This is a genomic window from Streptomyces sp. NPDC103540 (assembly GCF_055584445.1).
This window is the reverse complement of sequence record NZ_JBVJMA010000022.1, coordinates 26,859-48,539: the sequence shown is the minus strand read 5'-3', so window position 1 is coordinate 48,539 and position 21,681 is coordinate 26,859. Positions and strand designations below refer to the sequence as shown.

Annotated in this window: 18 protein-coding genes, 1 pseudogene and 3 CRISPR repeat arrays (1 of these 22 cut by a window edge); of the genes and pseudogenes, 4 read left to right on the top strand and 15 right to left on the bottom strand. The window is 68.9% G+C overall.

The features are described 5' to 3' along the window. A CRISPR array of direct repeats spans window positions 1–311; the repeat unit is 30 nt; unit sequence GTTGCGACCCCTCCCAGGGGCAATGAGGAC; it reaches 519 nt to the left of the window's first position. A 140-nt stretch (window positions 312–451) separates the two neighbouring features. From ACZ6ZI_RS36285 to ACZ6ZI_RS36215, 15 genes and pseudogenes are all read right to left on the bottom strand, one after another. After that, window positions 452–637, bottom strand: coding sequence for a CRISPR-associated endonuclease Cas2 (locus tag ACZ6ZI_RS36285; RefSeq protein ID WP_469528458.1), 186 nt, complete (start codon window positions 635–637; stop codon window positions 452–454). A 46-nt stretch (window positions 638–683) separates the two neighbouring features. Then, window positions 684–926, bottom strand: a pseudogene (locus ACZ6ZI_RS36280) (Dna2/Cas4 domain-containing protein); the annotation flags it as partial. Then, entirely contained in the window at window positions 923–3,355 is a 2,433-nt protein-coding gene (gene cas3, locus ACZ6ZI_RS36275) for a CRISPR-associated helicase Cas3' (RefSeq protein ID WP_469528456.1), read from the bottom strand. The pseudogene ACZ6ZI_RS36280 and the gene cas3, both read right to left, overlap by 4 nt. A 46-nt stretch (window positions 3,356–3,401) precedes the next feature. Then, window positions 3,402–4,064 carry a CRISPR-associated protein Cas5 gene (gene cas5, locus ACZ6ZI_RS36270; protein ID WP_469528454.1) on the bottom strand — a complete coding sequence of 221 codons (663 nt, stop codon included), beginning with the start codon at window positions 4,062–4,064 and terminating at the stop codon, window positions 3,402–3,404. Next, entirely contained in the window at window positions 4,061–5,086 is a 1,026-nt protein-coding gene (gene cas7i, locus ACZ6ZI_RS36265) for a type I-B CRISPR-associated protein Cas7/Cst2/DevR (protein ID WP_469528450.1), read from the bottom strand. Before cas7i ends, cas5 begins: the two co-directional genes overlap by 4 nt. Next, on the bottom strand, window positions 5,083–6,531 hold the full coding sequence (locus tag ACZ6ZI_RS36260) for a hypothetical protein (RefSeq protein WP_469528448.1): 1,449 nt from the start codon (window positions 6,529–6,531) through the stop codon (window positions 5,083–5,085). The genes cas7i and ACZ6ZI_RS36260 overlap by 4 nt, the downstream gene beginning before the upstream one ends. Further along, the gene (locus ACZ6ZI_RS36255; RefSeq protein WP_469528617.1) at window positions 6,528–7,103 is read right to left on the bottom strand and encodes a CRISPR-associated endoribonuclease Cas6; all 576 of its coding nucleotides are present in this window, start codon (window positions 7,101–7,103) and stop codon (window positions 6,528–6,530) included. The genes ACZ6ZI_RS36260 and ACZ6ZI_RS36255 overlap by 4 nt, the downstream gene beginning before the upstream one ends. A 594-nt stretch (window positions 7,104–7,697) precedes the next feature. Beyond that, a CRISPR array of direct repeats spans window positions 7,698–8,256; the repeat unit is 30 nt; unit sequence GTCCTCATCGCCCCTACGAGGGGTCGCAAC. A gap of 762 nt (window positions 8,257–9,018) precedes the next feature. Beyond that, a CRISPR array of direct repeats spans window positions 9,019–10,626; the repeat unit is 30 nt; unit sequence GTCCTCATCGCCCCTACGAGGGGTCGCAAC. 745 nt (window positions 10,627–11,371) lie between these two features. Beyond that, window positions 11,372–11,737 (bottom strand): DciA family protein, encoded by a 366-nt coding sequence (locus ACZ6ZI_RS36250; RefSeq protein ID WP_469528446.1) that lies wholly within the window; start codon window positions 11,735–11,737, stop codon window positions 11,372–11,374. Beyond that, on the bottom strand, window positions 11,734–14,364 hold the full coding sequence (locus tag ACZ6ZI_RS36245; RefSeq protein WP_469528443.1) for a hypothetical protein: 2,631 nt from the start codon (window positions 14,362–14,364) through the stop codon (window positions 11,734–11,736). The genes ACZ6ZI_RS36250 and ACZ6ZI_RS36245 overlap by 4 nt, the downstream gene beginning before the upstream one ends. Beyond that, complete coding sequence (locus ACZ6ZI_RS36240; RefSeq protein WP_469528441.1) at window positions 14,361–14,798, bottom strand: hypothetical protein; 438 nt, start codon at window positions 14,796–14,798, stop codon at window positions 14,361–14,363. The genes ACZ6ZI_RS36245 and ACZ6ZI_RS36240 overlap by 4 nt, the downstream gene beginning before the upstream one ends. 496 nt (window positions 14,799–15,294) lie before the next feature. Beyond that, window positions 15,295–15,681, bottom strand: coding sequence for a helix-turn-helix domain-containing protein (locus ACZ6ZI_RS36235; protein WP_469528439.1), 387 nt, complete (start codon window positions 15,679–15,681; stop codon window positions 15,295–15,297). A gap of 241 nt (window positions 15,682–15,922) precedes the next feature. Next, window positions 15,923–16,465, bottom strand: coding sequence for a GNAT family N-acetyltransferase (locus tag ACZ6ZI_RS36230; protein WP_469528436.1), 543 nt, complete (start codon window positions 16,463–16,465; stop codon window positions 15,923–15,925). A gap of 11 nt (window positions 16,466–16,476) precedes the next feature. Next, window positions 16,477–17,757, bottom strand: coding sequence for a hypothetical protein (locus ACZ6ZI_RS36225; RefSeq protein ID WP_469528434.1), 1,281 nt, complete (start codon window positions 17,755–17,757; stop codon window positions 16,477–16,479). A gap of 255 nt (window positions 17,758–18,012) precedes the next feature. Next, window positions 18,013–18,597 carry a P-loop nucleotide/nucleoside kinase family protein gene (locus ACZ6ZI_RS36220; protein WP_469528431.1) on the bottom strand — a complete coding sequence of 195 codons (585 nt, stop codon included), beginning with the start codon at window positions 18,595–18,597 and terminating at the stop codon, window positions 18,013–18,015. Next, window positions 18,594–19,352, bottom strand: a complete 759-nt coding sequence (locus ACZ6ZI_RS36215) for a GntR family transcriptional regulator (protein ID WP_469528429.1) — start codon at window positions 19,350–19,352, stop codon at window positions 18,594–18,596. Before ACZ6ZI_RS36215 ends, ACZ6ZI_RS36220 begins: the two co-directional genes overlap by 4 nt. Before the next feature lie 316 nt (window positions 19,353–19,668). Between ACZ6ZI_RS36215 and ACZ6ZI_RS36210 the strand changes: the two genes are divergently transcribed. The 4 genes from ACZ6ZI_RS36210 (at window position 19,669) to ACZ6ZI_RS36195 (ending at window position 21,454) form a co-directional block, all read left to right on the top strand. Beyond that, on the top strand, window positions 19,669–20,433 hold the full coding sequence (locus ACZ6ZI_RS36210) for a hypothetical protein (RefSeq protein WP_469528427.1): 765 nt from the start codon (window positions 19,669–19,671) through the stop codon (window positions 20,431–20,433). A 166-nt stretch (window positions 20,434–20,599) separates the two neighbouring features. Then, on the top strand, window positions 20,600–20,812 hold the full coding sequence (locus ACZ6ZI_RS36205) for a hypothetical protein (RefSeq protein ID WP_469528425.1): 213 nt from the start codon (window positions 20,600–20,602) through the stop codon (window positions 20,810–20,812). Then, window positions 20,809–21,000 (top strand): hypothetical protein, encoded by a 192-nt coding sequence (locus ACZ6ZI_RS36200; protein ID WP_469528423.1) that lies wholly within the window; start codon window positions 20,809–20,811, stop codon window positions 20,998–21,000. Before ACZ6ZI_RS36205 ends, ACZ6ZI_RS36200 begins: the two co-directional genes overlap by 4 nt. A 169-nt stretch (window positions 21,001–21,169) precedes the next feature. Then, a complete protein-coding gene (locus tag ACZ6ZI_RS36195; protein ID WP_469528421.1) occupies window positions 21,170–21,454 on the top strand; it encodes a WhiB family transcriptional regulator in 285 nt (94 codons plus the stop codon). Window positions 21,455–21,681 lie beyond the last annotated feature (227 nt).

The window sequence follows — 21,681 nt, the reverse complement described above, 5'->3', positions numbered from 1 at the left end:
GCCGGCGATCACCAGCATGTTGCGACCCCTCCCAGGGGCAATGAGGACCGGCGTGGACCACTGGTTCGACAACGCACTGATCTAGTTGCGACACCTCCCAGGGGCAATGAGGACCGGACGTGGTTGGGGATGTACTGGCCGATCGCGTGTTGCGACCCCTCCCAGGGGCAATGAGAACGTGCTCCTCCAGGAGCTCCTCGTGGACGACGTCGCAGAGTTGCGACCCCTCCCAGGGGCAATGAGGACCCCGAAGCCTCCACGCAGGCGGAAACCGACATCGCGTTGCGACCCCTCCCAGGGGCAATGAGGACCCCACCGTAGAGTTGCAGGTCGCATCGATGTCGGTAGGGGGCGATGGCTGCCATTCTGCAGCAGACCTCCGGTGGTGTCGTCGGGCCCGGTGTGGCGCTGAAATCTGGCGTGCCACCGCAGGAAGGTGGGGCCCTTCGAGTCACAGGATGTCGCTTGGGGCGGGTTCGACTGCTCCCCATTCGAGGCGCTGTGGCACGGCACCGGGTGGGAACGTGTAGACGAGGACGTTGTCGTAGTCCAGGTCGAGGCTCTCTTCGACCGCGGCTTGGAAGTGTCGAAGCTGGGCGTCGCTGAGGTGTCCTTCGAAGACGCTGTATGCCGACACGGTGCAGCCGGTGACAGTAGTGGCGGCCCTGGGCCTCGTCGGCTTGGCTGGGGCGTGAGGAGGATTTGACCTCGTGGACCCAGTGCGCGCCATCGATGAAGTCCAGTCGGGCCGCACCGAGGTCGACCGGGGTGTTGCGGGTGTATGAGGTGTCGTGGACGGCTTCTCCGGAGCGGACGGTGGGGCTGAGGTGTTCGGGTCGGATGCCGCGCAGGTACAGCCACAGTTGGCGACGGCAGTGGTAGAGGTACTTGATGTGGACGCCGCCGATGTCTTCCCCGTCGATCACAGGACCTCCCCGGGGCGGTAGGTGTGCTGCGGCAGGCCGCGGACGGCGGTGAGGCCGTGGTCGGGGTGGTAGTCGCCGTCGATGACGCGGACCTTGAGCTGCTTTTCGTAGCGGCTGAGGGGGCCGGCCCAGTGGGGCATGGGGATGAGGTACTCGTCGGCGAGGAGCCTGCCGGCGCCCTTGTGGTCGTCGCCGGATGCGGACAGTGCGGCGGCGTAGGCTTCCTGGTCCTCGGCGAGGATGGCTTCGGTGCCGTCGAAGAGTTCATCGAAGGTCTCGGCCAGAGCGGTTCGGTCTTCGTAGGGGTATCTGAACTGCAGGAATGCGCGGTCGAAGCTCTCACGGCGCTCGAGGACCTCTTGGTGCCACTGGCGGCCCCAGTCGGTGGCGTAGACCTCGTCCAGCCATTCGGTGGCGTCCGCTTCGTCGATGGCCTGTCCTTGATGCCGGGTGAGGATCTTCCAGGCGGATTCGACGGGCTCGCGCGGGTAGACGCCGTCGGCGTACTCTCCGGGCTGCCCTCGACGAGTGGTCCAGGAGGGCTGGTGGACGATGACGTCGGCCGGCGGGCGGGCCCCGATCCGGTTGACTCGGCCGAAGCGCTGTAGGAGTGCTTCGAGCGGGGCCGCGCCGGTGAACAGGGTGTCGAAATCGACGTCGAGACTGACCTCGACGACCTGAGTGGCGACCAGCAGACCGGGACGACGGTTGCCTTGTGCGTCGGATGCCGCGGTGGCGAACCGGTCGGAGATCTCCTTCTCGATTCGGGAGCGGTCCATCCTTCGAAACCGTGAGTGCAGCAGGACAGCGGCGCCCGGACCGTGCTGCGCACGTACGTGGGGCGCGAGCTTTTCGTAGAGGGCGTGGGCCTGGGCGACGTTGTTGGCGATCACCAGTACGGACTCGCCCCGGGACAGTCGCAGCCGGATCTCCTCCAGTGCGGCGGGGTCGGTGAGGTGATGTCCGCGGGTCCGCAGGAGGTGGCGGGTCGGCAGGCCGAGGTCGGGGCTGTCGAGCAGGGTGGCGGACGCTTTGAGGGTGCTCTTGAACAGGCAGGCGAGGGCGCGGGGCAGGGTCGCGGACAGGACGGCGATCCGTCCGCCGAGGCGTTCCCACAGTCGGGCGCTGGCCAGGATGTAGCCGAGGCGGCGGGCGTCGTAGGCGTGGAGTTCGTCGAGGATGAACACCGAGTTCGCGGCGTCGACGAGGATCCCGGAGTGGGCCGGCCCGGCCAACGCGGCCCGCAGCAGCTGGTAGGGCGTGGCGACGCGGACGCTCTCACGGAACAGTTTGGTGGCCGCGGCCCGTGACAGGGCCTTGGTGGCGGCATCGACACGGCACGGGTCGCCGTGCTCGTCTTCCTCGTCGCCGTCCTGCGGGGCGATGGCCTGGGCGAGGTGGTAGGAGGCGGCGCGAGAGTGAGCGACACCCACGGCCTCCTCGTCACCGAGGACTGTGCCGAGCCGCAGGGCCATGGAGTTGATGGAGGCCAGATACGGGAGGGTGAAGAACACCCGCGGCACGCCGCCACCGGCCGCTGCCAGGGCCACGACCTGACGGGCCGCCCACAGCAGGGCCGCCTCCGTCTTCCCGCTGCCCGTCGGCCCGCGCAGCAGAAGATGTCCACTGACATTCTCGGCCTCGAGCTGGTGCGCGCGCAGGATTCTGCCGCGGGTGGCGAAATCCTTCTCCAACCGGAGACGGAAGGTCGCGTCCAAGGGCTGCGCGGTGGACAAGGCCTGGTGTGCGGAGGACAGGTGGTCGGACAGGGTGACCGCGCCCTGCAGCAGGACGGCGGCCAGGCCCTCATCGGGTCCGACACGATCTGCCCACCGGTCCAGGACCTCCTCCAGGATCCGGTGGGCGTCGCCGACCAGAGAAGTGCCTGTGCGGGTGGCGTCCGTCCGGCCGGCCGCCGCCGGCAGCCCGGCACGGGCGGCAGCGTCGCGCAGCCAAACCTCCAGGGCGGGGGCCGCCCGCGGGTCGAGTGGGCCCAAGCGGCGGTCGAGTTCGGTGACGGTGACGCCGCCGTAGAGGGTCTGGAGGTCGCGTCCGTTCTCACCGGTGAGCGGGCGGTGGTGGGTGGCGACCGCGGTCGCCACCCACGACAGCGTGTCGGGGTCGTCGATCAGGGTGGGCAGGAAGCCGAGCGAGGCCACTTCGTGGCGCTCGCCCCAGGCCCGGATGATCCCCGCGAGCATCTGCTGAAAGCCGTCGAGAACCTTTCCCGCGTCGTGCAGGAGCGCGGCCAGTTCCACGACGGTCCAAAACGTGCCGTCGAACACCTCATCCGCCGCGTTCAGCCGGCCCACGCGCTGCCGCAGGCCGGCCGCGGCGACGCGCGTGTCGGACAGATGCGCGGTGAGGAGTTCGGCGGGACGTGCCTGCCGGGCGCTCTTGGCCCGCAGCGTGGACAGGATGTCCGTCATGATGACGATGGGTCCGTATCTGGGTGCGGGCCAAGCGGCCGGAGGGTCAGGAACGCGAAACGCCGTCGGGATGCGCCGAGGGAAGCAGTACGACGGCCTGCCCGGCGGCCGTCGACCAACTGTCGGCGACGACCTGCTGGGCGCGACCGGAACCGTCGAAGCGGTAGCCGTCCCACCGTGTACGGTCCCGACGCGTGGAGATCGCCGTCGGCAGACGCAGCAGCGTGCCTTCCCTGCCGGCGGTCTCGGGCACCACGGCCGACCCCTGAACACCGGGCCTCGCCACGAGCGGAACCAGATCGGTACGGATCCCGACCAGGTCCTGGCTGCGGCCCAGCCGCAGCGGCCACACCGGCCGCCGCAACCGCCTCTGCCACACTTCGGCGTCCTCCAGGAGCCACACGGTCAGTTCGACTGCGGTGAGGAACTCCCGGTTGCGCGGGGCAGGCGAGGCCTTCTTCCCCGACGCGTCCAGCGGATGGTAGGTCTCGAGATCGACCGCCCTGCCACCCGCACGAAACGCCATCGCGAACCGCAGCTCCGGATCGACCCGTGCCCACCCACCCGCCGCGGCCGCCAGGAGACCACCCACGGTGGCCGGCGGCGGGCACGGCAACGTGACCTGCACCCCGGCATACAGCGGATTACGGAAGGACACGACGGGCGCCGTCACCGTGATCCGCAGCGCCGTGACATCCGTGCCCGTCACGCCGCGGGGTCCTCGAACCACGCGTCGCGCTCACCCTGCTCGATCTGGCCGGCCAGCTGGTTGAGCAGCACCCGCGGGTGCCCCACAACGACACGACCCTCGTCGATCAGATCCTTGAGGTCACGCTCGACCCGCTCACGCTGATCACCCAAAAAGCCCGGCGCCCAACCCAGCAACACCGGCCCGTCCAGCTCGTCCGCCCACGCCTCGAGTTCCTCACGCAGCACGTCCGGCAGAAAGACGACCCTGCCGTCACGGGCACCCACGACACGGGTGAACGGGTTGACACCTCCCTTGAGCGGAGCCAACACGAACAGCGAAGGAGTCCGGTCCCCGTAGTGCATCGCCTGCTTGGCCCCACCACGCACCGAAGCCAACGTCCGCAACAACGTCGCGACCCGACGGTGGCGCTCGCCGAGAGGCAACCGGACCGCCGCGCTGCCCCGCAGCGTCGTGGCCTCGGCACCCCCCTTCGTCGCCTCCTCGGCCACCGCGGCACTGATCGCCACCCGCAACCCGTTCCCGTCGGTCTCGAACACACCGACCCGCGGAAGATCCAGCAGCACGTCACCGGCCAACGTCGCGCTGTACAGCTCGTGGGAATGAATCACGGGGTGCTCCCCCGCCGGGAAGTCCCGGCTCATCGTCCCGAAGTCCAGCGTCGGACGCTGCGGCACCACGGAAACCAGGGTCCCGGTCGCCAGCACGGTGTCGCGCTGGTAGTTCTCCTTCTTCACCGCGACCATGTACCCGAACAGATCGTCGTCCAGATGCAGGTCCGGCCGGCCCGCCGTGTACGCCTGCTGCTTGGCGCCACTACCCGAGCGGATGACCGCCGAACGGGACTCCTGCGGCGGTAAAGAGTCCCGCAGCCACCTGCGGAAAGCCTGCGCGGACACGTACGGGAACTCCTCCCGCCCCACCCGAAGCTTCTTCACCCGACCGGTGTTGTCCTCGCCCTCCCCGTTGTTCGGGGCACCCGCGACAACATCCAAAACGATCTTCCCCACCAGGAAACTCAACGTACATACTCCTCTTCGTCATCGGAAACGAACGTGCTGTCGCCCGCGTCGAGCAGCCCGTCGGCATCCTCGTCATCGTCGACATCGGCCCCGTCGGCCGCCTGCCAACCCAGCCGCGACAACTCCTCCAGGACCCCCACCAGCAGCAGGTCCCGGTGGAACCACGCCGGGTTGTCCGCCCCGGGGTCAAACAACAGGGTGAAACCGCGCTCCGTCACCAAAGGCCCCACACCACCCTTCGGCGGCCGGATCGCCCGCCGCACCCCCTGATCGGTCAGCCACCGCCGCAACCGCGGCGCATCCTTCAGCAACGCACGAAACTTCCGCAGCTGCCCACCGGAACCCTCCTCCGCAAACAACAGCGCGATCCGACCCGCGGTCGCCCGAATCTCGGACAAGTCCTTCTCGTTCATCAGCATCACCTCGGTGACGAAGGAATAGAGAAGAGCGACCAAATCGGCCACCCCCTCACGGTCAACCGACCCACCGGCCACCAGCCGGCCCACATGCCGCACCCCACTGCCAAAAATCCGCCCCGGCTCACGGAACGCATTCCGCGACAAAGCCACTACGCCCGGATCCGTCTTCGTCGCATGCGCCCTCAACAAAGCCGCGAACCCACGCCGCAAACCCGCATCACGCGACGTACGCCGCAACCACTCCGCCAGCACCTGCTCCACAGCATGCTGCTCCAACAACTGACCACGGTTGTTGTTGTTGAACACCAGCAACTCAACCCCGCCGGTCACCCGCTCGCTGTAACGCCGCAACGCCCTCAGCGCCACAACCTCACGCACATCGGTCTGCCGCCGCCCAGGATCACCGGTCTCCGCCAACGGCAGATTCCGCTCCACCTGCCGCGTCACCACACGCCGCAAAAATCGCTCATCCCAACTGTGCAGAGCGATCGACGAACCACCCGTCAACTGACACCCATAAGGCAACGCGTGAAAACAAGCCCGACACGGCTGACACAACGCCATCCCCGCATGCCCACGCGGCACGTTGTTCCGGTACGCCTCGCTCTCCGCCAACGCGACATCAAGCTTCCCGAAGAAACCCACAGCCTGACGCCCACACAAAACACAACCCGCATCCGGCCAAAAATCGGGATCAGGCAGACCACGCCACACACTGACCGCACCCCGAACAGCCTCATCCGACTTCTTACCATTACCCGGATGATTCATCGGCGAATTCGGAAAAAACGAATAGCTGACCTTCAGCCAAAAACCCGCCGCACCCTTACTGTCCCGCACCAAAGCAGCAGCAACAGCATGCCCCGTAACCTGCTCCACCGCACGATCGAACCCCGCAGACGACAAACCCTCCGGATGATCATCCCCGGCCAGCGCCGCAATCGCATACGCCCCCACCCTCTGCAACGGATGCGCCGTAAGCACCAAACGCGACTGCACCTCAAAACCCGACACCGCCGCGCTCACGCCGCAACCCAACCAAAACCAGCCGAATTCGCCTGCCCCAACCCCCAACTCCACAAAGCCCGCAACGTCTCAGGCGCCCCCGAAACCTCCACCTCGACCGCAGCCCCGGTCTTGACCCCCGGCCCCACACTGAACCCCCGCTTCGGCCCGATCCAGGTCACTGACTCCAGACTCACACCCGGATCACACCCCAACCCCTCCGCCTTGCGACGCAGATTCCCCTGGAAATACCCCGCCCACTCAGGCTCCGCCGGCAACAACCAATCCTGCCGAGTCCGCCGCACACCATCCTCGCCACGCCCCGAACCCTTCACCACCACCGGCGTCACAGTCCGCAACACAGCACGACCCGAAGCAAAATCCGGAGGCCTCAACGCCGAAATCCCCGTCAAACGAAACGCAACACCACCCCAATCAATCACCTCCCGCGCCGCAAACCCGGCAGCAAGCGCCTCCACCACCTCCGGCACCGGACTACCGAACTCCACCACCCCACGCCCACCGGCCGCATAACGCCCAGGCCGCCGCCGCGCCCCCGCGAACACCGGAGCCCCATGCCCGAACGGCACCATCCCGTGCACCCCGAAACCCTCGGCATGCAACCGCCGACCCAACGCGGGCGCCACACGACCCAACACGTCGTACACCAACCCACGCCCCGGAGCGAGCACCGCCTCCCACGGCAGCTCAGAAGCCGCCGTCGACACCGCTAATCGCAACCTCATCCACACACTCCCCACCCACAGAAACAGCCCAAAACAGACGCACGGGACCATGCCCCACGCGCCGCCGAAGCCTAGACCCCACCACCGACAAGCCCTCGCCCCAGCACCCCGCCAACGACGGGCACGCGTGACCGCCCAGGCATGCCGATTCCAGCCACAGCGGACAAGGCCGAGGTCATGATTACGTATCCAGCACGACCAAGAAGGGGAAATGGTCATGATCCAGCGCAAGCACACACAAGCGCGTACCCTGCCTCCACCACCCCTCTCCGACCTGCCCACCCAGGCTGGCCCTGGCAAGCCTGGAGCCAGCGGACAACACGAGAACCATGGGCAGGTTTCAGCGCCACACCGGCCTCGACGACACGACCGGAGGTCTGCTGCAGAGCCGACTCCGCCGACGCCCTGGGACCCGGGTCCGACCTGCAGCTTTACTCTGGGGTCCTCATCGCCCCTACGAGGGGTCGCAACAGCTCGAGGCCACGTTCACGGGCGATCTGTCCGAGGTGTCCTCATCGCCCCTACGAGGGGTCGCAACGCTGGCACCGGCGAGACCTCGCGCGGATGGCGAGGGAGTCCTCATCGCCCCTACGAGGGGTCGCAACATGACGAGGCCGATGGCTTCCAGGGGCAGGCCGAGCGTCCTCATCGCCCCTACGAGGGGTCGCAACGGCGCTGATCTCCGCCGGTAGCCGGCGATCCTCCGGGTCCTCATCGCCCCTACGAGGGGTCGCAACTCGCTCATCGGAATCTGTTCCAGACGGGCCTGAAGGGTCCTCATCGCCCCTACGAGGGGTCGCAACTTGCCCGATGGACCCGTGACCGTGACCGCGTCATGTCCTCATCGCCCCTACGAGGGGTCGCAACCTCTAGCCGTCCCCCTCGAACGGCAGGAGCGGCATTGTCCTCATCGCCCCTACGAGGGGTCGCAACCACGCGATGCTGATCGCCGTCCTGATGAACGCCGGCGGTCCTCATCGCCCCTACGAGGGGTCGCAACATGGTCAGGGGCACCTTCGAGGCACTCCGCCGGATCGTCCTCATCGCCCCTACGACGGGGTCGCAACAGGAGGACGCGGAGGAGCGCCTCCGCGAGGCACTCGCGTCCTCATCGCCCCTACGAGGGGTCGCAACGCGGACCTCCGGCAGATCGCTGGGCGGATCGCTGAGACGTCCTCATCGCCCCTACGAGGGGTCGCAACGCGATGCGGTCCGCGCAGCCGGCGGCGACCTGCTCGAGTCCTCATCGCCCCTACGAGGGGTCGCAACTCGATGAACACGCGCACCGTGTCCAGCAGGCACGGGTCCTCATCGCCCCCACGAGGGGTCGCAACTTGATGGAGAAGGACGGCTTGCGGTCCTCGTGGACGTCCTCATCGCCCCTACGAGGGGTCGCAACACCCACAGGCCGCCGGTGACGGTGCCGACCGCGAGGGTCCTCATTGCCCCTATGAGGGGTCGCAACATGTGGGTCTGCGCGGCGAGCGCCGCGGCTTGTCGTGTCCTCATCGTCCCTGAGAGGGCTCGCGACTACTGGTGGGGCTCGAGGGTGGAGAGGGCCAGCGCCGGGCCTCATCGTTCCTTCGAGGGGTCGCAACACGACGACGCCGACCCCGAGCTCCACGACCGGGTAGGGTCCTCATTGCCCCTACGAGGGGTCACAACCCCTTGGCCACGTAGGTCCACAGGAGGTAGGCCATGGCGTCCTCATCGCCTCTGGTCGCAACAGTCGGAGCTGTACTGGATCATCGTGGATCGGGCTCGTCCTCATTGCCCCTATGAGGGGTCGCAACGTGTGGCACCACGAATGGAAGGAGCCCGTCGGGGGGGCCTCATCGCCCCTACGAGGGGTCGCAACCTGCACACGGCCAACACGGAGTCGAGGACCGCGTGCCGTTTTCATCGCCCCTACGAGGGGTCGCAACTGATCATGCCGACCTCACCCGGCGCACTGGTAGACACGTCCTCATTGCCCCTACGAGGGGTCGCAACACGCCCGGGACGCCGACGAGGTCGCCTACGCCCGCGCGGTCCTCATCGCCCCTACGAGGGGTCGCAACACGTGGAACAGGCAGCAGTGGACTGCGGGACCGGTCCTCATCGCCCCTACGAGGGGTCGCAACAGCTGGCTCACGATGCGGGCTGAGCCGGTTTCAGGTCCTCATCGCCCCTTCGAGGAGTCGCAACGTGAGGGGGACGGCGTCGGTGCCGGCCTCGGCCAGGGGTCCTCATCGCCCCTACGAGGGGTCGCAACACGATCCGGAGCAGGGTCCCCGGCTCGCGGCCGTGTCCTCATCGCCCCTACGAGGGGTCGCAACGTGCCGCGTGCCACACTGGATCCGCGAGTAGCTCGTCCTCATCGCCCCTACGAGGGGTCGCAACGTGGACCGGCGGGAGACGGCATCGGGGCTGAACGCGGGTCCTCATCGCCCCTACGAGGGGTCGCAACGGGCAGGTGTCCCAGTGGTGCTCGATCGCCGTCCGCGGTCCTCATCGCCCCTACGAGGGGTCGCAACTGGCTGAGGACGAAGAGAAGGTCAGGGCTCCACACGGGTCCTCATCGCCCCTACGAGGGGTCGCAACATGTGCAGGTGCGTGACGGTCGGGGCGAGGTCGGCGGTCCTCATCGCCCCTACGAGGGGTCGCAACACCTCGGCCGGCTGCTGCGCCTGCGGGCCGAGCTGGAGTCCTCATCGCCCCTACGAGGGGTCGCAACAGGATGCCGGAGAGGGTCGGCATCAGGGACCGGCGCGTTTTCATCGCCCCTGCGAGGGGTCGCAACCAGTTCAACCGGAGGTCGTCCGGCCGGAGCGGCAGTTTTCATCGCCCCTACGAGGGGTCGCAACCTGTACGCGCTGCACCCCTCGGCCACCAGCCGGCGGTCCTCATCGCCCCTACGAGGGGTCGCAACTGGGTGACCTGGCAGGCCGGGCAGGTGCGGCGGGCGTCCTCATCGCCCCGACGAGGGGTCGCAACACGAGGGAGACCAGGGCCGCCGCGAAGACGAGGGTCCTCATCGCCCCTTCGAGGGGTCGCAACACGCTGGCGCGGCCGTAGAGCAGTGCGGGGAAAGGAGTCCTCATCGCCCCTACGAGGGGTCGCAACATCACTGGGCAGTCTCCCTAGCGGATGTGAGGTGGTCGTCCTCATCGCCCCTACAAGGGGTCGCAACGTCACGGCGACGGCTCCGCGTCCGCAACGCGGTCGCGTCCTCATCGTCCCTACGAGGGGTCGCAACATGACCGACGCGGAGTACGGGGCCTTACGCGCCTCGTCCTCATTGCCCCTTCGAGCGGTCGCAACCTCATGAGTAGCGAAGCCGTGCAGCCGTATCAGCGGAGTCCTCATCGCCCCTACGAGGGGTCGCAACGCGAAGGCGCGTTTCTCGCTGCACTCGCAGGGCTGGTCCTCATCGCCCCTTCGAGGGGTCGCGACTACTGGTGGGGCTTGAGGGTGGAGAGGGCCAGCGCCGGGCCTCATCGCTCCTTCGAGGGGTCGCAACGGGCTGGCGTCGTCCAGGTAGCCGTCGACCGACATGGTCCTCATCGCTCCTACGAGGGGTCGCAACCTGGTGACGCGTACGCCTTCCGGGTCCTGGTAGAAGGGTCCTCATCGCCCCTTCGAGGGGTCGCAACGGGCAGATCAGCGACGCGCAGGCCGGGCGCAGGTCGTGTCCTCATCGTCCCTACGAGGGGTCGCAACATGGAGCGGCGGAGTGCTCCGGCCAGCTCACCGAGTCCTCATCGCCCCTACGAGGGGTCGCAACGCGAGGATCTGCGGCGCGTCCGTACGCCCAGCGAAGGTCCTCATCGCCCCCAAGAGGGGTCGCAACGGGAACGCCCGGCGGGACAACTTGCGCATTGCTGCGGTCTGCCGCTGCAGCGCCTGCGCGATACCCGGGTCCGCTCCGGACGGCCCGCGGCGGCACGGTGCGCCTCGATGGCGAGCTGGTAGCCCTCTGGCGGAGCGGGGCCGCTGCACTGGTACGACGGGTGCAGCCTGCGGCGGGCCCGGGTCGGCGACAGCTGTGGCCGGGCCGGCCTTCACGCGCGAGGGCGGCAGGATGTGTAGTGCGCGGACGTTCGCCTGGGTCACCGTTTTGTTGGCTGCCGCGATCAGCTTCGGCGCGCTCCAGCGCAGCTTCGTGCCGACGGCCGGAGCGTCGGTGACGACGTCCAGGCGGCCGGTGTCCGCGTCGAACGCCACGGCCTGGACCCGTCGGCGAGCTCAGGCGCGGCTGTGGCGAGGATGATGTCGAACCGGGCGAGGACGCTGCCGCCAGCGGCCGGGGCAGCCATGCCGCGCTCGGTCATCATGATGCCGAGCGCCGCGCCGAGCTCGGGCGGCTCGCGCCCGTCGCGCCGGACGACGGTACTGGTGCGCCGCTTCGGCTTCTTGGTGGCGCCGTTCTTCCTTGCCGCCTCCTGGGCCGCGACCAGGCCCTGGCGGGCGAGATCGACACCACTCAGCTCGGTGGTCATGCGATCACCTCCCCGGGGGCGTCACCGTCCACGGGGCGCGCGGCGAGGCCGGGCAGTCGCTCCATCCACGACGCGGGCCTCTCGGGCCGGGTCACGGTCTGCTCGCGCAGCTGCTCCAGTCGGGCCGCCAGGAGGTACTCGCCCACGCGTTCCCGGGCTGCTTCGGCGGCCTTCGTCGCGGCGGCGACGGCGTCCGCACCGGTCGGGTGCCTCCGGAACCAGGGGCGGCCTTGCTCGGCCTTGTACGCCCGACGGGCCTCGGCTTCGGCCTCAGCCGTGCGGCACAGCATCGCCCAGGCGGTGTCCTGGTACTCGCCGACGGCCTGCTGCGCGGCCTGGAACGCAGTGAACGCGTAGACATCTGCGGCCGCCTGAGGATCGGCCTCCAGGGCGGCTACGTCGGTGATCTGGAGGAACTCCTGCCACGCGGCGGCGGTGCTCTTGCCGATGGCCGTGCAAGCCCCGGCAACGGCGCCCGCGATGCTGCCCGGGTCGCCCAGGTCGGCGGACCCAGCCGCCGCCAGGAGGCCAGCCTCACCGATCAGAGCCTCGGTCCGACGGCGGTGGTCGCACGCCTCGCACAGCCCGGCCGCCTGGCCGCGCCCGCAGCCCTCGCACGCCAGCGCCTGGCGGACCGCGTCGGCGGTGGCCGCCGCCTGCCGCTCGCGTTCCGCCTGCTCAGCGGCTGCCGCACGGGCCGCCTCGCGCCGGGCCCGCTCCGCACGGGCCTGCTCCTGCCGCCACGCGAGGTCCTCCGCCTCGATGGCGGCCCGCTCGCGCAGCCGCTCCTCAAGGACGCGGTGACGCTCGTCGTCGGCCAGGCCGGGGAGCTCCCGGTCGATGTCCGCGCCGATCCGGGCGCGCCAGGCACGGCGCAGGTGGATGACGTTGCCGCAGTTCTCGCAGTCCTCACCCGTGTCAAGCCGAACGCCGTCGTCGCACTTGCGGTGCGAGCAGGCCGACCGCTGGGGCAGGCCACGGCGGATCAGCCACCCGTACGGGCCGGTGACCATCGCCTCGCCGCCGGTCTCCGCCAAGCGGTCGGTGAGCCGGTCGGCCAACAGCCGCGGCGCACCCTCCGGCGCCACACCCAGGCCCACCAGCTGCGCCAGCTCGGTCTTCGCGGCGGCCTCCACCTGGTCCTGCTGCCAGCCACTCAGCCGTTCCCAAAGCCAGGACACCGGCCCCAGGGACACCCGCAGACGAAGATCGGCCGGGAGGGCCACCCGCTTCTGCTGCTGCGCCTTTTCCCACCCCGCGGCCTTCGGCCGGCCACCGGCGCCAGCCCCGGCAGCGCGCTGCCCGTCCCGCTCAACGACCGAGGACTCTTCCGGCTTTTCCCCGCGCAGCGGGCCGTCCTCAGCCAGTGGCGACCCGGAGACGGCAACGTCGGTCTCGCTGTCGACGGCCTGGTCCTCGCGCACACACACGCGCTCCGGCCGACGGCCTTCACCCCCACGGCCTTCGCCGGAAAAGCCACAAGAGAGCTGCGGAGGAACTACGGGAGTAACCACAGAAGCGTGGTCTGCGTGGAGCTCTGCACCATCGGGACGCTCCTGATCCGCCTCATCCGCAGCACCCTCAGGACCACCGATCCCAGTCCTACCAAGGGCACCAGCAGCCTCGGCCGGAGCATGATCTCCGACTGCACCAACGGGACGCTGCGAAAACACGGCACCGGACTCCGAAACCGCCTCCACAGGGGCCAGGGTGCGGCCGTACGCACGGGCGACGGGGAGCAGCATGACCTTGCCCCGGCCGTTCATCCGCGTCGACGTCGCCTTGCGCTGCCGCGCCACGACACCGTCCTCCGTCAGCCGGGCCAGGACCTTGCGGGCCCCTGCGGACGAGCAGCCCAGCAGCCGGGCCAACGTCGCAGCCCCCCGCCCCTCCTTCGTCTTCACCGAGCCGCCGCACAGCTGCAGCCAGCCCGACGCCCTCGTGTTCAGCACCATCAGCAGCAGCCCGAGCCGGTCGGTCGCAGCACCCTTGCCCGTACGGCCGGCGAGCAGCCCCGGCGGCGTCGGCTCCTTGTTCTCGGGCGTCCAGCCGTGCCCGAACAGCGCCTCACACAGGCGCAGCAGCGTCGCCAGCTCCGCCTTCGTCAGCGCCAGCTGGTGCCCCGCGCCCCCGCTCTTGCGGGCGTTCCACAGCGGCATGACCAGGCAGTCCAGCCCGGTCGGGTGCCCCTTCGCGTCCGTCACCACCTGCGTGTGCAGCGCGTCCCTGCGACGCAGCGGGGGCAGCACCCGGCGGTTGACCGTGGACTCACCCACGCCCAGCCACCGGCCCAGCTCCGCAACCCAGATCGACGTCTGGTTGTCGTTCTTCGCACCCTTCGGCGCACGCGACTTCGCGTACAGCACGACCGCCGCGAGCCTCGCCACGTCCGACTGCCCGGCGATCGACGGGTCCGCCAGCAGTGCCTGGACCGCGGCGAGCAACCGCAGCCGCATCGTCCGCCCGAGGCGTAGCGGGTCATCCGGGCAGCCGTCGCCCGGCTTCCCGGAGGCCGGCACCGACCGCAGCGCGGTCCGCTGCCTGGGAAGCCGGAGCCCGCCGACCGAGTTGTCGACGTCGTCCCTGAGCGCGTTGTCCAGCACGGTGGCCGCCGCACCCGCGCTCATCGGCCCACCGGTCCGGCCACAGCGGCGGACACCTCGAGGACCGAGGTCATCTTCATCACCGGGCCGGTGTACTCGCCGAAGCGAACACCCCTGTGTGGAGCCGCCGGAACTGCTGATTCGTGATCCACCTGCCGACCCTGCACCGGGCGCCCTGTGGACAGAGGCAGCCGAGCGCCGATCACCCCCCGCGCTCCCGCACGGCGGGCAGAAATCTTGGAGCCCGTCCCGCCACGCGGGACGCCGCCCTCGAGGACGCTCCCGCCGACGGAGTTGTTGATGAACTCGGGGAGCGGGTGGACGAGCCGGGCGGTCGACATCGCGGCCGGGGCCGACGAGACCGCGCCGAAGATCGCGCTTTCGTAGCTTCCTACCGGAAGACGCTCTTCCTGTACGAACAGGAAAAAAAGGGAGGAACCGTACGTCGAATCCGTCACACGGGACGACCGCCACGCCTGAACCGGCATGAAACGGACAAGGTCAAGCTGACAGGGGACACCACTCTCGTGCACTATGAGAAACGACCTGCCTTCCATATAGCTGGACGGACCAGAGCCCCTCGGGGCTGGACCGACCTTCCTTGGATGTGTCAGGGGCCGCCCCCTTCGTGAGAAGAGGACGGACACCGCCCGGGTGGGGGAGATTTCTCCGTCCCTCCCGGTGTTGCTGAACCGCGTGGCCCCTGTGGTGGGGGCACCGCGGGTCGTGCATGTTGCTGATCTGGCTGTGGTGGCCTTGGTTAGTGGCCGGTGGTGCAAGAGGCCCTGATGAGGGGCCGAAACTGAAAGGTGCGGCTTGATGAGCCGCAGCTCGGAACCGGTTGCAGCCGGGATCTGAGCAACCGACCGGGCTGTGAGCCTGGTCGGAGACGGGCCGCGCGAGGCCGGCGGGTGGTTAATCCGCATGTGGCGCGCGCGGCCGATGGCCGTTAGGTCATCCCGATCCCCCCTCGGAGGTCGGCGTCGGCATGCGCTCATCCAGCTGTGCGGCGTCGGGGTGCTTCTCCGTGAGCAGTTGCAGGAGCTGGGCGTACGCGTCTCGCCAAGGCCGCCGGGGCTCGGTCTGTCCGGACTCCCAGCGCAGGATAGTAAGGGGCTTCACCTGCAAGGCCTCCGCCAACTGGCGTTGCGTTAGGCCGTCCGCGAGGCGCAGCTGCCGCCGCACCGCAGGAGGGGGAAGGTCCGGTGCGCGGTTGACCAAGGCATCAACCGCCTTGCTCAGATCCGACTCCGTCATCGAGAAACCTCCCCCATTCAAGACTGATGTTCTGAAAGATACCTCATGCTGGCGATCTTCGACGCCGTCTTCCTGCGTGTTCACATGTACGGCGTCGCAAGCGTCCAACTGGATGGGCTTTCCCTGCGATACGACTTTTTGGGTCTGGCGTGAAACGTGCAGGTGGGCCCTGCAAGCCCTCTGACCTGGTCAGTTTTGAGCACCAGATTGGGGGACTTCGCTGCCCAGCCGCGCCACGCGTGGTGGGCAGGACGTGAGCCCGCTGACCTGCTCGACAAGATGCAAGCCGACTGGACGTCAAAAAGCGCCGAAAGATGGGCCGGAGCTACGGCTGCCACTCGTGTTGCAGGACGGAGAACAGCACGCTGTCCCGCCAGCTCCCGTTGGTGTGTACGTGGTCGCGGAGGATGCCTTCCTTTTGGAAGCCCAGGCGCTCGACGAGTGCGATCGAGGCCAGGTTCGAGGGGCCGATGGCTGCGCTGACGCGGTGTAGCCCGAGTTCGGCGAATGCGTACGAGGTCAGGCAGCGGGCGGCATCCGTGGCGTACCCACGGCCCCACTCATGCGCTGCGACCGCGTAGCCGAGCTTGCCGGCCCGGGCGCCAGCGAAGGCGATCCGAGCGAAGCCGATGACGCGATTCTCGCCCTTCGGCGTCACCGCCAGGTAGTACTCGCTACGGGGCTCCTCCTGAGCCCGGGCCACCGCGCCGTCGACCATGGCGATGGCCTCGGCCCTGGAGCGGCTGTCGAAGGACAGCCATTTGGTGACCTGGTCGTCGCCGATGATGGCCAAGACGTCGTCGACGTCACCGGGAGCGAACTCCCGGAGCGCGACCTGGTCGCCGACCAGGTGGATCGGGTACGTCAACGGAGAACTCCTTAGCGGGGCAGTGACTTGAGCTGGGTACGGGTGAACGCCTCGATCTGCTCCTGCAGACTCGATCCGTCCTCGGCGAGCGGGGAGTCCCGCAGAGCGCGGTGCACGCGCTGGATCGCGTTCACGATTCCGTTGATGCGCTGCTCGGGAGCGAGGCTGAGGACCGGCGCCACCGCCTCGCTGGCGCCTTCAAGCTCGCCCGTCTGAATCCGAGTGATGGCGAGCGCGCTGTGCGCGCCCGCCTGGTCGCCGAAGGCCCACTCGGGGGAGCTGCTGTCCTCGTATGCCGCGACGGCGCGCGTTGCGTAGTCGTTCGCGAGGTTGCTCTGCGAGGGCAGCCAGGACAGGGCTTCGGCCGCGTAGTAGATCTGCCGGGTCCGGCCGAAGAGGCAGAGGCCGCCGAGCTCGTCGACCTCATCCTCTTGGACGAGATCCCAAGCGCGCTCTGCGCGTTCGATCGCGGCGCGGGCCGCGTTCGCGTCACCGAGCGCCGCATGCGCGCGGGCCTCGGCCATCGGCAGCCAGACGCTCGAGGAGTTGATCGCCGCGAACTCGGCGCCGGACTGGGCATAGCGGACCGACTCGCGGGTCCGGCCAGCCCAGTACGAGACCAGCGACTGGATGCCGCGGATCCAGGATCGCAGTCCGTTGTGGTCCGCCTGGTCCGCGCACACGAACGCGGTCCGCGCCTGGGTGAGCGCCGCGTGCGGGTCGGCGAGGTCGTGGGACGCCTTCGCGAGCAGGCCGCCCGTGACTCCGGCCAGGAAGTACAGATCACGTCCCTGCGAGGGGCGCCGCTGCTGCTCCAGCAGCGTGTAGATGGTGTCCTGCGTCGTGATGAGATCAGGCAGGAGCTCCGACAGCGGCCGCTGCGGATAGTCCGTCGCCAGATTCTGGACGTCCGCGTGAACCTGCTCCATCACGTCGGCCGTGAGGTCGGTCTGACCTGCCGTGAACGCGAAGCTTCGGGCTCGCTTTGCAGCCATCTCGATCAACTCCCTGTCCGCAGTGGGCTGTCCCGTTGCCAGGATCAGCCCCGTGGGTTCGTCAACCGCCGGCAAAGCGCCCGCCCACGGGGCGAGGAGCTCTTCCAGCGGCATCCCGAACATGCTCTGCAGGACGCGACGCATGACTGGGGTCGTACTATCCCGCTGGCCGCTGGCCAGCCGACGTAGGTGCCGAGTGCTGAGGGTGACGTTCTCCCCCAGGCGCGCAGCGAGCTCCCCGAAGTCCTTGACGATCTCGTCGTACGTGCGCGGCTGCTGCCGCAGCACGTACTCCAATCTCGTCCGTGGATCTCCCTGACTGGCGCTGCCGGCCACCGGTCCTCCCCGAGTCACGAAATCGTGCTCTGCGCTCTCAGTGTCAGTCGCGAGCGACGCCGAGTCAGCAGAGCAAGGGCTCTGGTCCGCTAGCGGTCCGCCTCATGTCCGGAACTTGTCCAGGACCGGTCCGCCGCCGGACCTCGTCTGGTCATGCTCCCCCATCCCACCCTGGTGATCGACAAGTTCGCACACTTGATTGCAGGGAGGAGGGAGTCAATGTGGGCTCTCATGGGTGGAGGGACGTGCACGGCGGAGCTCCTCCAGCACGTGCTCCGGGTGACCGTCGTACGAGATGTGGGGCTCCGCGTCGGTCGGCGGGACGAAGTGGCCCGCGTGGCGCAGCAGGTCTTCCTCGCTGAACTCGATGCTGTTGGCGTCGACCAGCGACTGCTCGTTGCGCTGCCGGATCCGGTCCCAGCGCACAGCGTGCGGCACTGGCAGGTAGACCAGGATCGGCGCGCCGCCAGCCTCCATCACGGTCGCTGCCCAGTGGGCCCGTTCTTCGTGAGTCCAGAAGCCGTGGTCGACCACGACGTCATGTCCGGCCTCCAGGAGCTCTTGGAGCTCAAGGGCGATGTCCTTGAGTACGGGGGCTTCCCTGACCTTGAACTCGCCGCGGGGGAAGTCTCGCCCGTAGTGGCCGTACCGGCGGAACATCTCCTCGTCCGGGCAGAGGCGCTGGAACCCGGCCTGCTCCAGAGCGCGTGCGAGGGTCGTCTTGCCGGATCCCTGCAGACCAGACAGAAGGATTGCCCGCGGCGCGGGGCCCGGTCGGCCAGACAGGGCTGCGGAGGTCACCGCAGGACCTGCGAAGTCGTCCTGCGCGTGCGGCCCGGGGCACCCAAGTCCACCCCGTACTCCAGTACTTCGTCGTCGGCGTCCGTGAAGCGGGCGGTGAGGACCAGGATCGCTGCGGTGGTGCCGGCCTCCAGCTCCAGGAGCTCGAGGTCGTCCGTGGTGGCGATCCGCGCCGACTCCTCGTCGATCCGCTTAGCCACCTGGCGTCCGGTGGCCCGAGCGATCAAGTCGAGCGAGAGCCCGCCCTTGAGTCGCGCGCTGCGCGCCAGTTCCGGCAGCACCCGGACGAACTCGGCGGGGATCCAGGACGTGGAGTGGGAGACGATGCCGTGATCGTCCCGGTAGACGCGGCTGCGGCGAATCACGTCGTCACCAGGCGTAATGCCAAGCGCGTGCGCAACGTCCTCAGGAGCTTCGACTATGCCGGCCGTGTGGCCGGACGACTGTTCGCCCACACCCCAAGAGGACTGAGTCTTGCTGCTGCGGTCGTGACGCTCCGATCCCGAGGACAGTGAGATGGGTCGCGCCATAACCTCCGTGCCCACACCCGGGATGCCCTGCACGAGCTTCTCTTCGCGGAGCAGCCGCATCGCGCGGTCCGCGGTAGCGGTGCTGACGCCCCACTCGGTGGACAGCGCTTTGATGCTGGGCAGGAGGTTGCCGGGCGCGAGGGCCCCGGAGCTGATCAGGTCGCGGTAGTGGCCCGCGATGCGCGCGTACGGCGGCCGATTGTCGGCTCGGGGCGGCCCGGACATGTGCCTTCGCCTCCTTCAGGTTCATCTGGTTGCCTCACTATACCGCTTGACACCTGAGGGTACCTGATGCAACCTGACGTATGTGAGTCGGTGGTCCTCACGGAACACCGACTGCCGCAAGACCGTAGGAAGTTGTCCGCCTCGTAAGAGGGGGCCGGGTCGATGGCAACACCAAATCCCCGGGTTCTCGAATTCCTGCATGCAGCGCTATGCGCTGTCCGTCCGTCAGGACGCCGGAGTCACCCGTGCGGCCTGGTGGGCGGAGAGAGCACCGCGAAGCACTTACCCCTCCCCTTCGCACATGAGGAGATTCGCCATGGCCATCACCGCCGCGATCCCGACCGCCAAGGAACGCCCCCGTCGGACCCGCACGAAGCGGGTCAGCGCCTTACCCGCCCTCAAGCTCTCCAAGCTTCTGCCCTCGCACATCGACCTCCGTGACCCGCTCAAGGCCGTTCTGGTCTGCGGGGACTGCGGCACGTGGGTGCCGATCACCGGCATCAACAGCCGCGTGCAGAAGTTGGTCCCGCACCACACCGGCAAGGCCGGCGTTGCCGACGCGATCCACTGCCAGAGCAGCAACCGCCGGATCGAGTTCGACATGACGATCCCCGAGTGGCGCCAGGCCCTGACCGACGCCGCCACGGAAGCCTCCAGCCGCCAAGCCACCACGGTGCTGGCCAAGGCATTCAGCCCGGCGACCGACCGGACCCTGCGGGCTCGTGCCGAGCGCACCCCGGCCAGCCGCGTGGCCGACTGGGACGCGGTTCAGGCGCAGGTCGGCGAGGCCGACACCGCACGGAAGGAGCTCCCGGACGGCGAGCGTCCGGCCGATGGCCCCGAGGTTCCGCAGCAGCCGGAGCACCTGGAACGTCACGACCGGCGGCAGGCCGAGCTGGGCAGGGCCAGTAACGGTCATCCGGCAGAGGGGGCTCCCGCGCAGCCCGAGTGCGTGAACTGCGGGACCACCGAGCTGAACTTCGTTCGCGCAGCCGCTGCCGGATGGCGTCAGGTCCTCCGCCGGACCCACTGCGGTCGGTGCGCCGGCCGCTTCCCGGCCTGGATGCGCATCCAGTTCTGACTCGCACACCGAGACGAACGACCACGGCCCCGGCCGCCCCCGCTTCAACAGGGGGCGGCCGGGGCCGTGGCTGCTCGTACAGCAGTCAACTCCCCAGCAAGGGAGTGATCGAGACAGCCCTTGGGATTGCGCCCCTCGGACTGTCCAGGACCCCGTGGAGGACCTGATGGTCGACATGATGGCACGCCTTCTCCCCGCCGCTCCGTCGAACAGCGTGTACAGCGACATGGAGGAGAGGGACAACGAGATCGGCCCGGAACGAGATGAGACCGACAGCTTCTTCCAGCTGGTCGGCCCGTTGATGGCTGATGACATGGAGGAGCTGAGCCGGAAGGTCGCCGAGATCAACCGGCGCTCATCGGAAGGACGCGGCCGATGACCACACCGAAGTCCGACCCGGTGTACGTCCGGTACATGGAGGCGTTCAGCGCCTCCACCCTGCACACCCGCGACTGCCCGCCCTGCCAGAACGGCCAGGCCTGCGCGGCCGGGGCGCCGATCCACGAGGTCTTCGCCACCGCCCAGGACGCCTATCAGGCCCGGCAGGCGGCGAAGCGCCGCAGCTGAACCCGGCATTGCCCGTCGGCCCCGCCTCTTCAACCGGGCGGGGCCGGCGGAGAGCGCCGGGAGCTCACGCTCCCTCTTCTCGCTCCGGCCCGTCGGCCGCAGGAACAGAACAGCCCCGGGGATGCCGCCCCGGGGCTGTCTCGTACGCACGGACTCTCTGGAGGCCCTCATGCGCACCATCGTACGCACCGCGTCCAACCCGACCACGGACTCCGAGAAGCCCCGCCCGGCCTGCGCCGGCGCGGACCCCGAGTTGTTCTTCGCGCACGCCCTGTCGACCGTGCAGATCGCACGGGCCAAGGCGATCTGCGCCACCTGCCCGCTGGTTGCGTCCTGCCTCGCAGGCGCCCTGGAGCGCGGCGAGGAGTACGGCGTGTGGGGCGGGCTCACCGAGGACGAGCGCCGCTCCCTCAAGCGCCGCGCGGTCCGCGGCCACGTCGCCAGCGCCGCCTGACCGCTTCGGTTTCGCGCCCGCCGCGCGGGAGCCGATCCCACTTTCGATCCCGCCCCGTGACGCTTCGCGAGTACGGCCGCCCGCCGCCCGGACCGCCGGCCTTTTCGAGCGTGCGGAGCGGGTAGAGCCGGTGTCCGGTTCGCAAGCAACCGTCCGTACCCCGGGCCGTTTCGGGAACGCCTCGCCGCGTTTCGGGAGCAGCCCCCGCCGTTTCGAGCACGCCCTGA

Coding starts and splice junctions, on each gene's coding strand:
- cas3 (WP_469528456.1), bottom strand. CDS start 3,355: ATGACGGACATCCTGTCCACGCTGCGGGCCAAGAGCGCCCGGCAGGCA.
- ACZ6ZI_RS36255 (WP_469528617.1), bottom strand. CDS start 7,103: ATGGTGCCGTTCGGGCATGGGGCTCCGGTGTTCGCGGGGGCGCGGCGG.
- ACZ6ZI_RS36250 (WP_469528446.1), bottom strand. CDS start 11,737: ATGACCACCGAGCTGAGTGGTGTCGATCTCGCCCGCCAGGGCCTGGTC.
- ACZ6ZI_RS36245 (WP_469528443.1), bottom strand. CDS start 14,364: ATGAGCGCGGGTGCGGCGGCCACCGTGCTGGACAACGCGCTCAGGGAC.
- ACZ6ZI_RS36215 (WP_469528429.1), bottom strand. CDS start 19,352: ATGTCCGGGCCGCCCCGAGCCGACAATCGGCCGCCGTACGCGCGCATC.
- ACZ6ZI_RS36210 (WP_469528427.1), top strand. CDS start 19,669: ATGGCCATCACCGCCGCGATCCCGACCGCCAAGGAACGCCCCCGTCGG.
- ACZ6ZI_RS36205 (WP_469528425.1), top strand. CDS start 20,600: ATGGTCGACATGATGGCACGCCTTCTCCCCGCCGCTCCGTCGAACAGC.
- ACZ6ZI_RS36200 (WP_469528423.1), top strand. CDS start 20,809: ATGACCACACCGAAGTCCGACCCGGTGTACGTCCGGTACATGGAGGCG.
- ACZ6ZI_RS36195 (WP_469528421.1), top strand. CDS start 21,170: ATGCGCACCATCGTACGCACCGCGTCCAACCCGACCACGGACTCCGAG.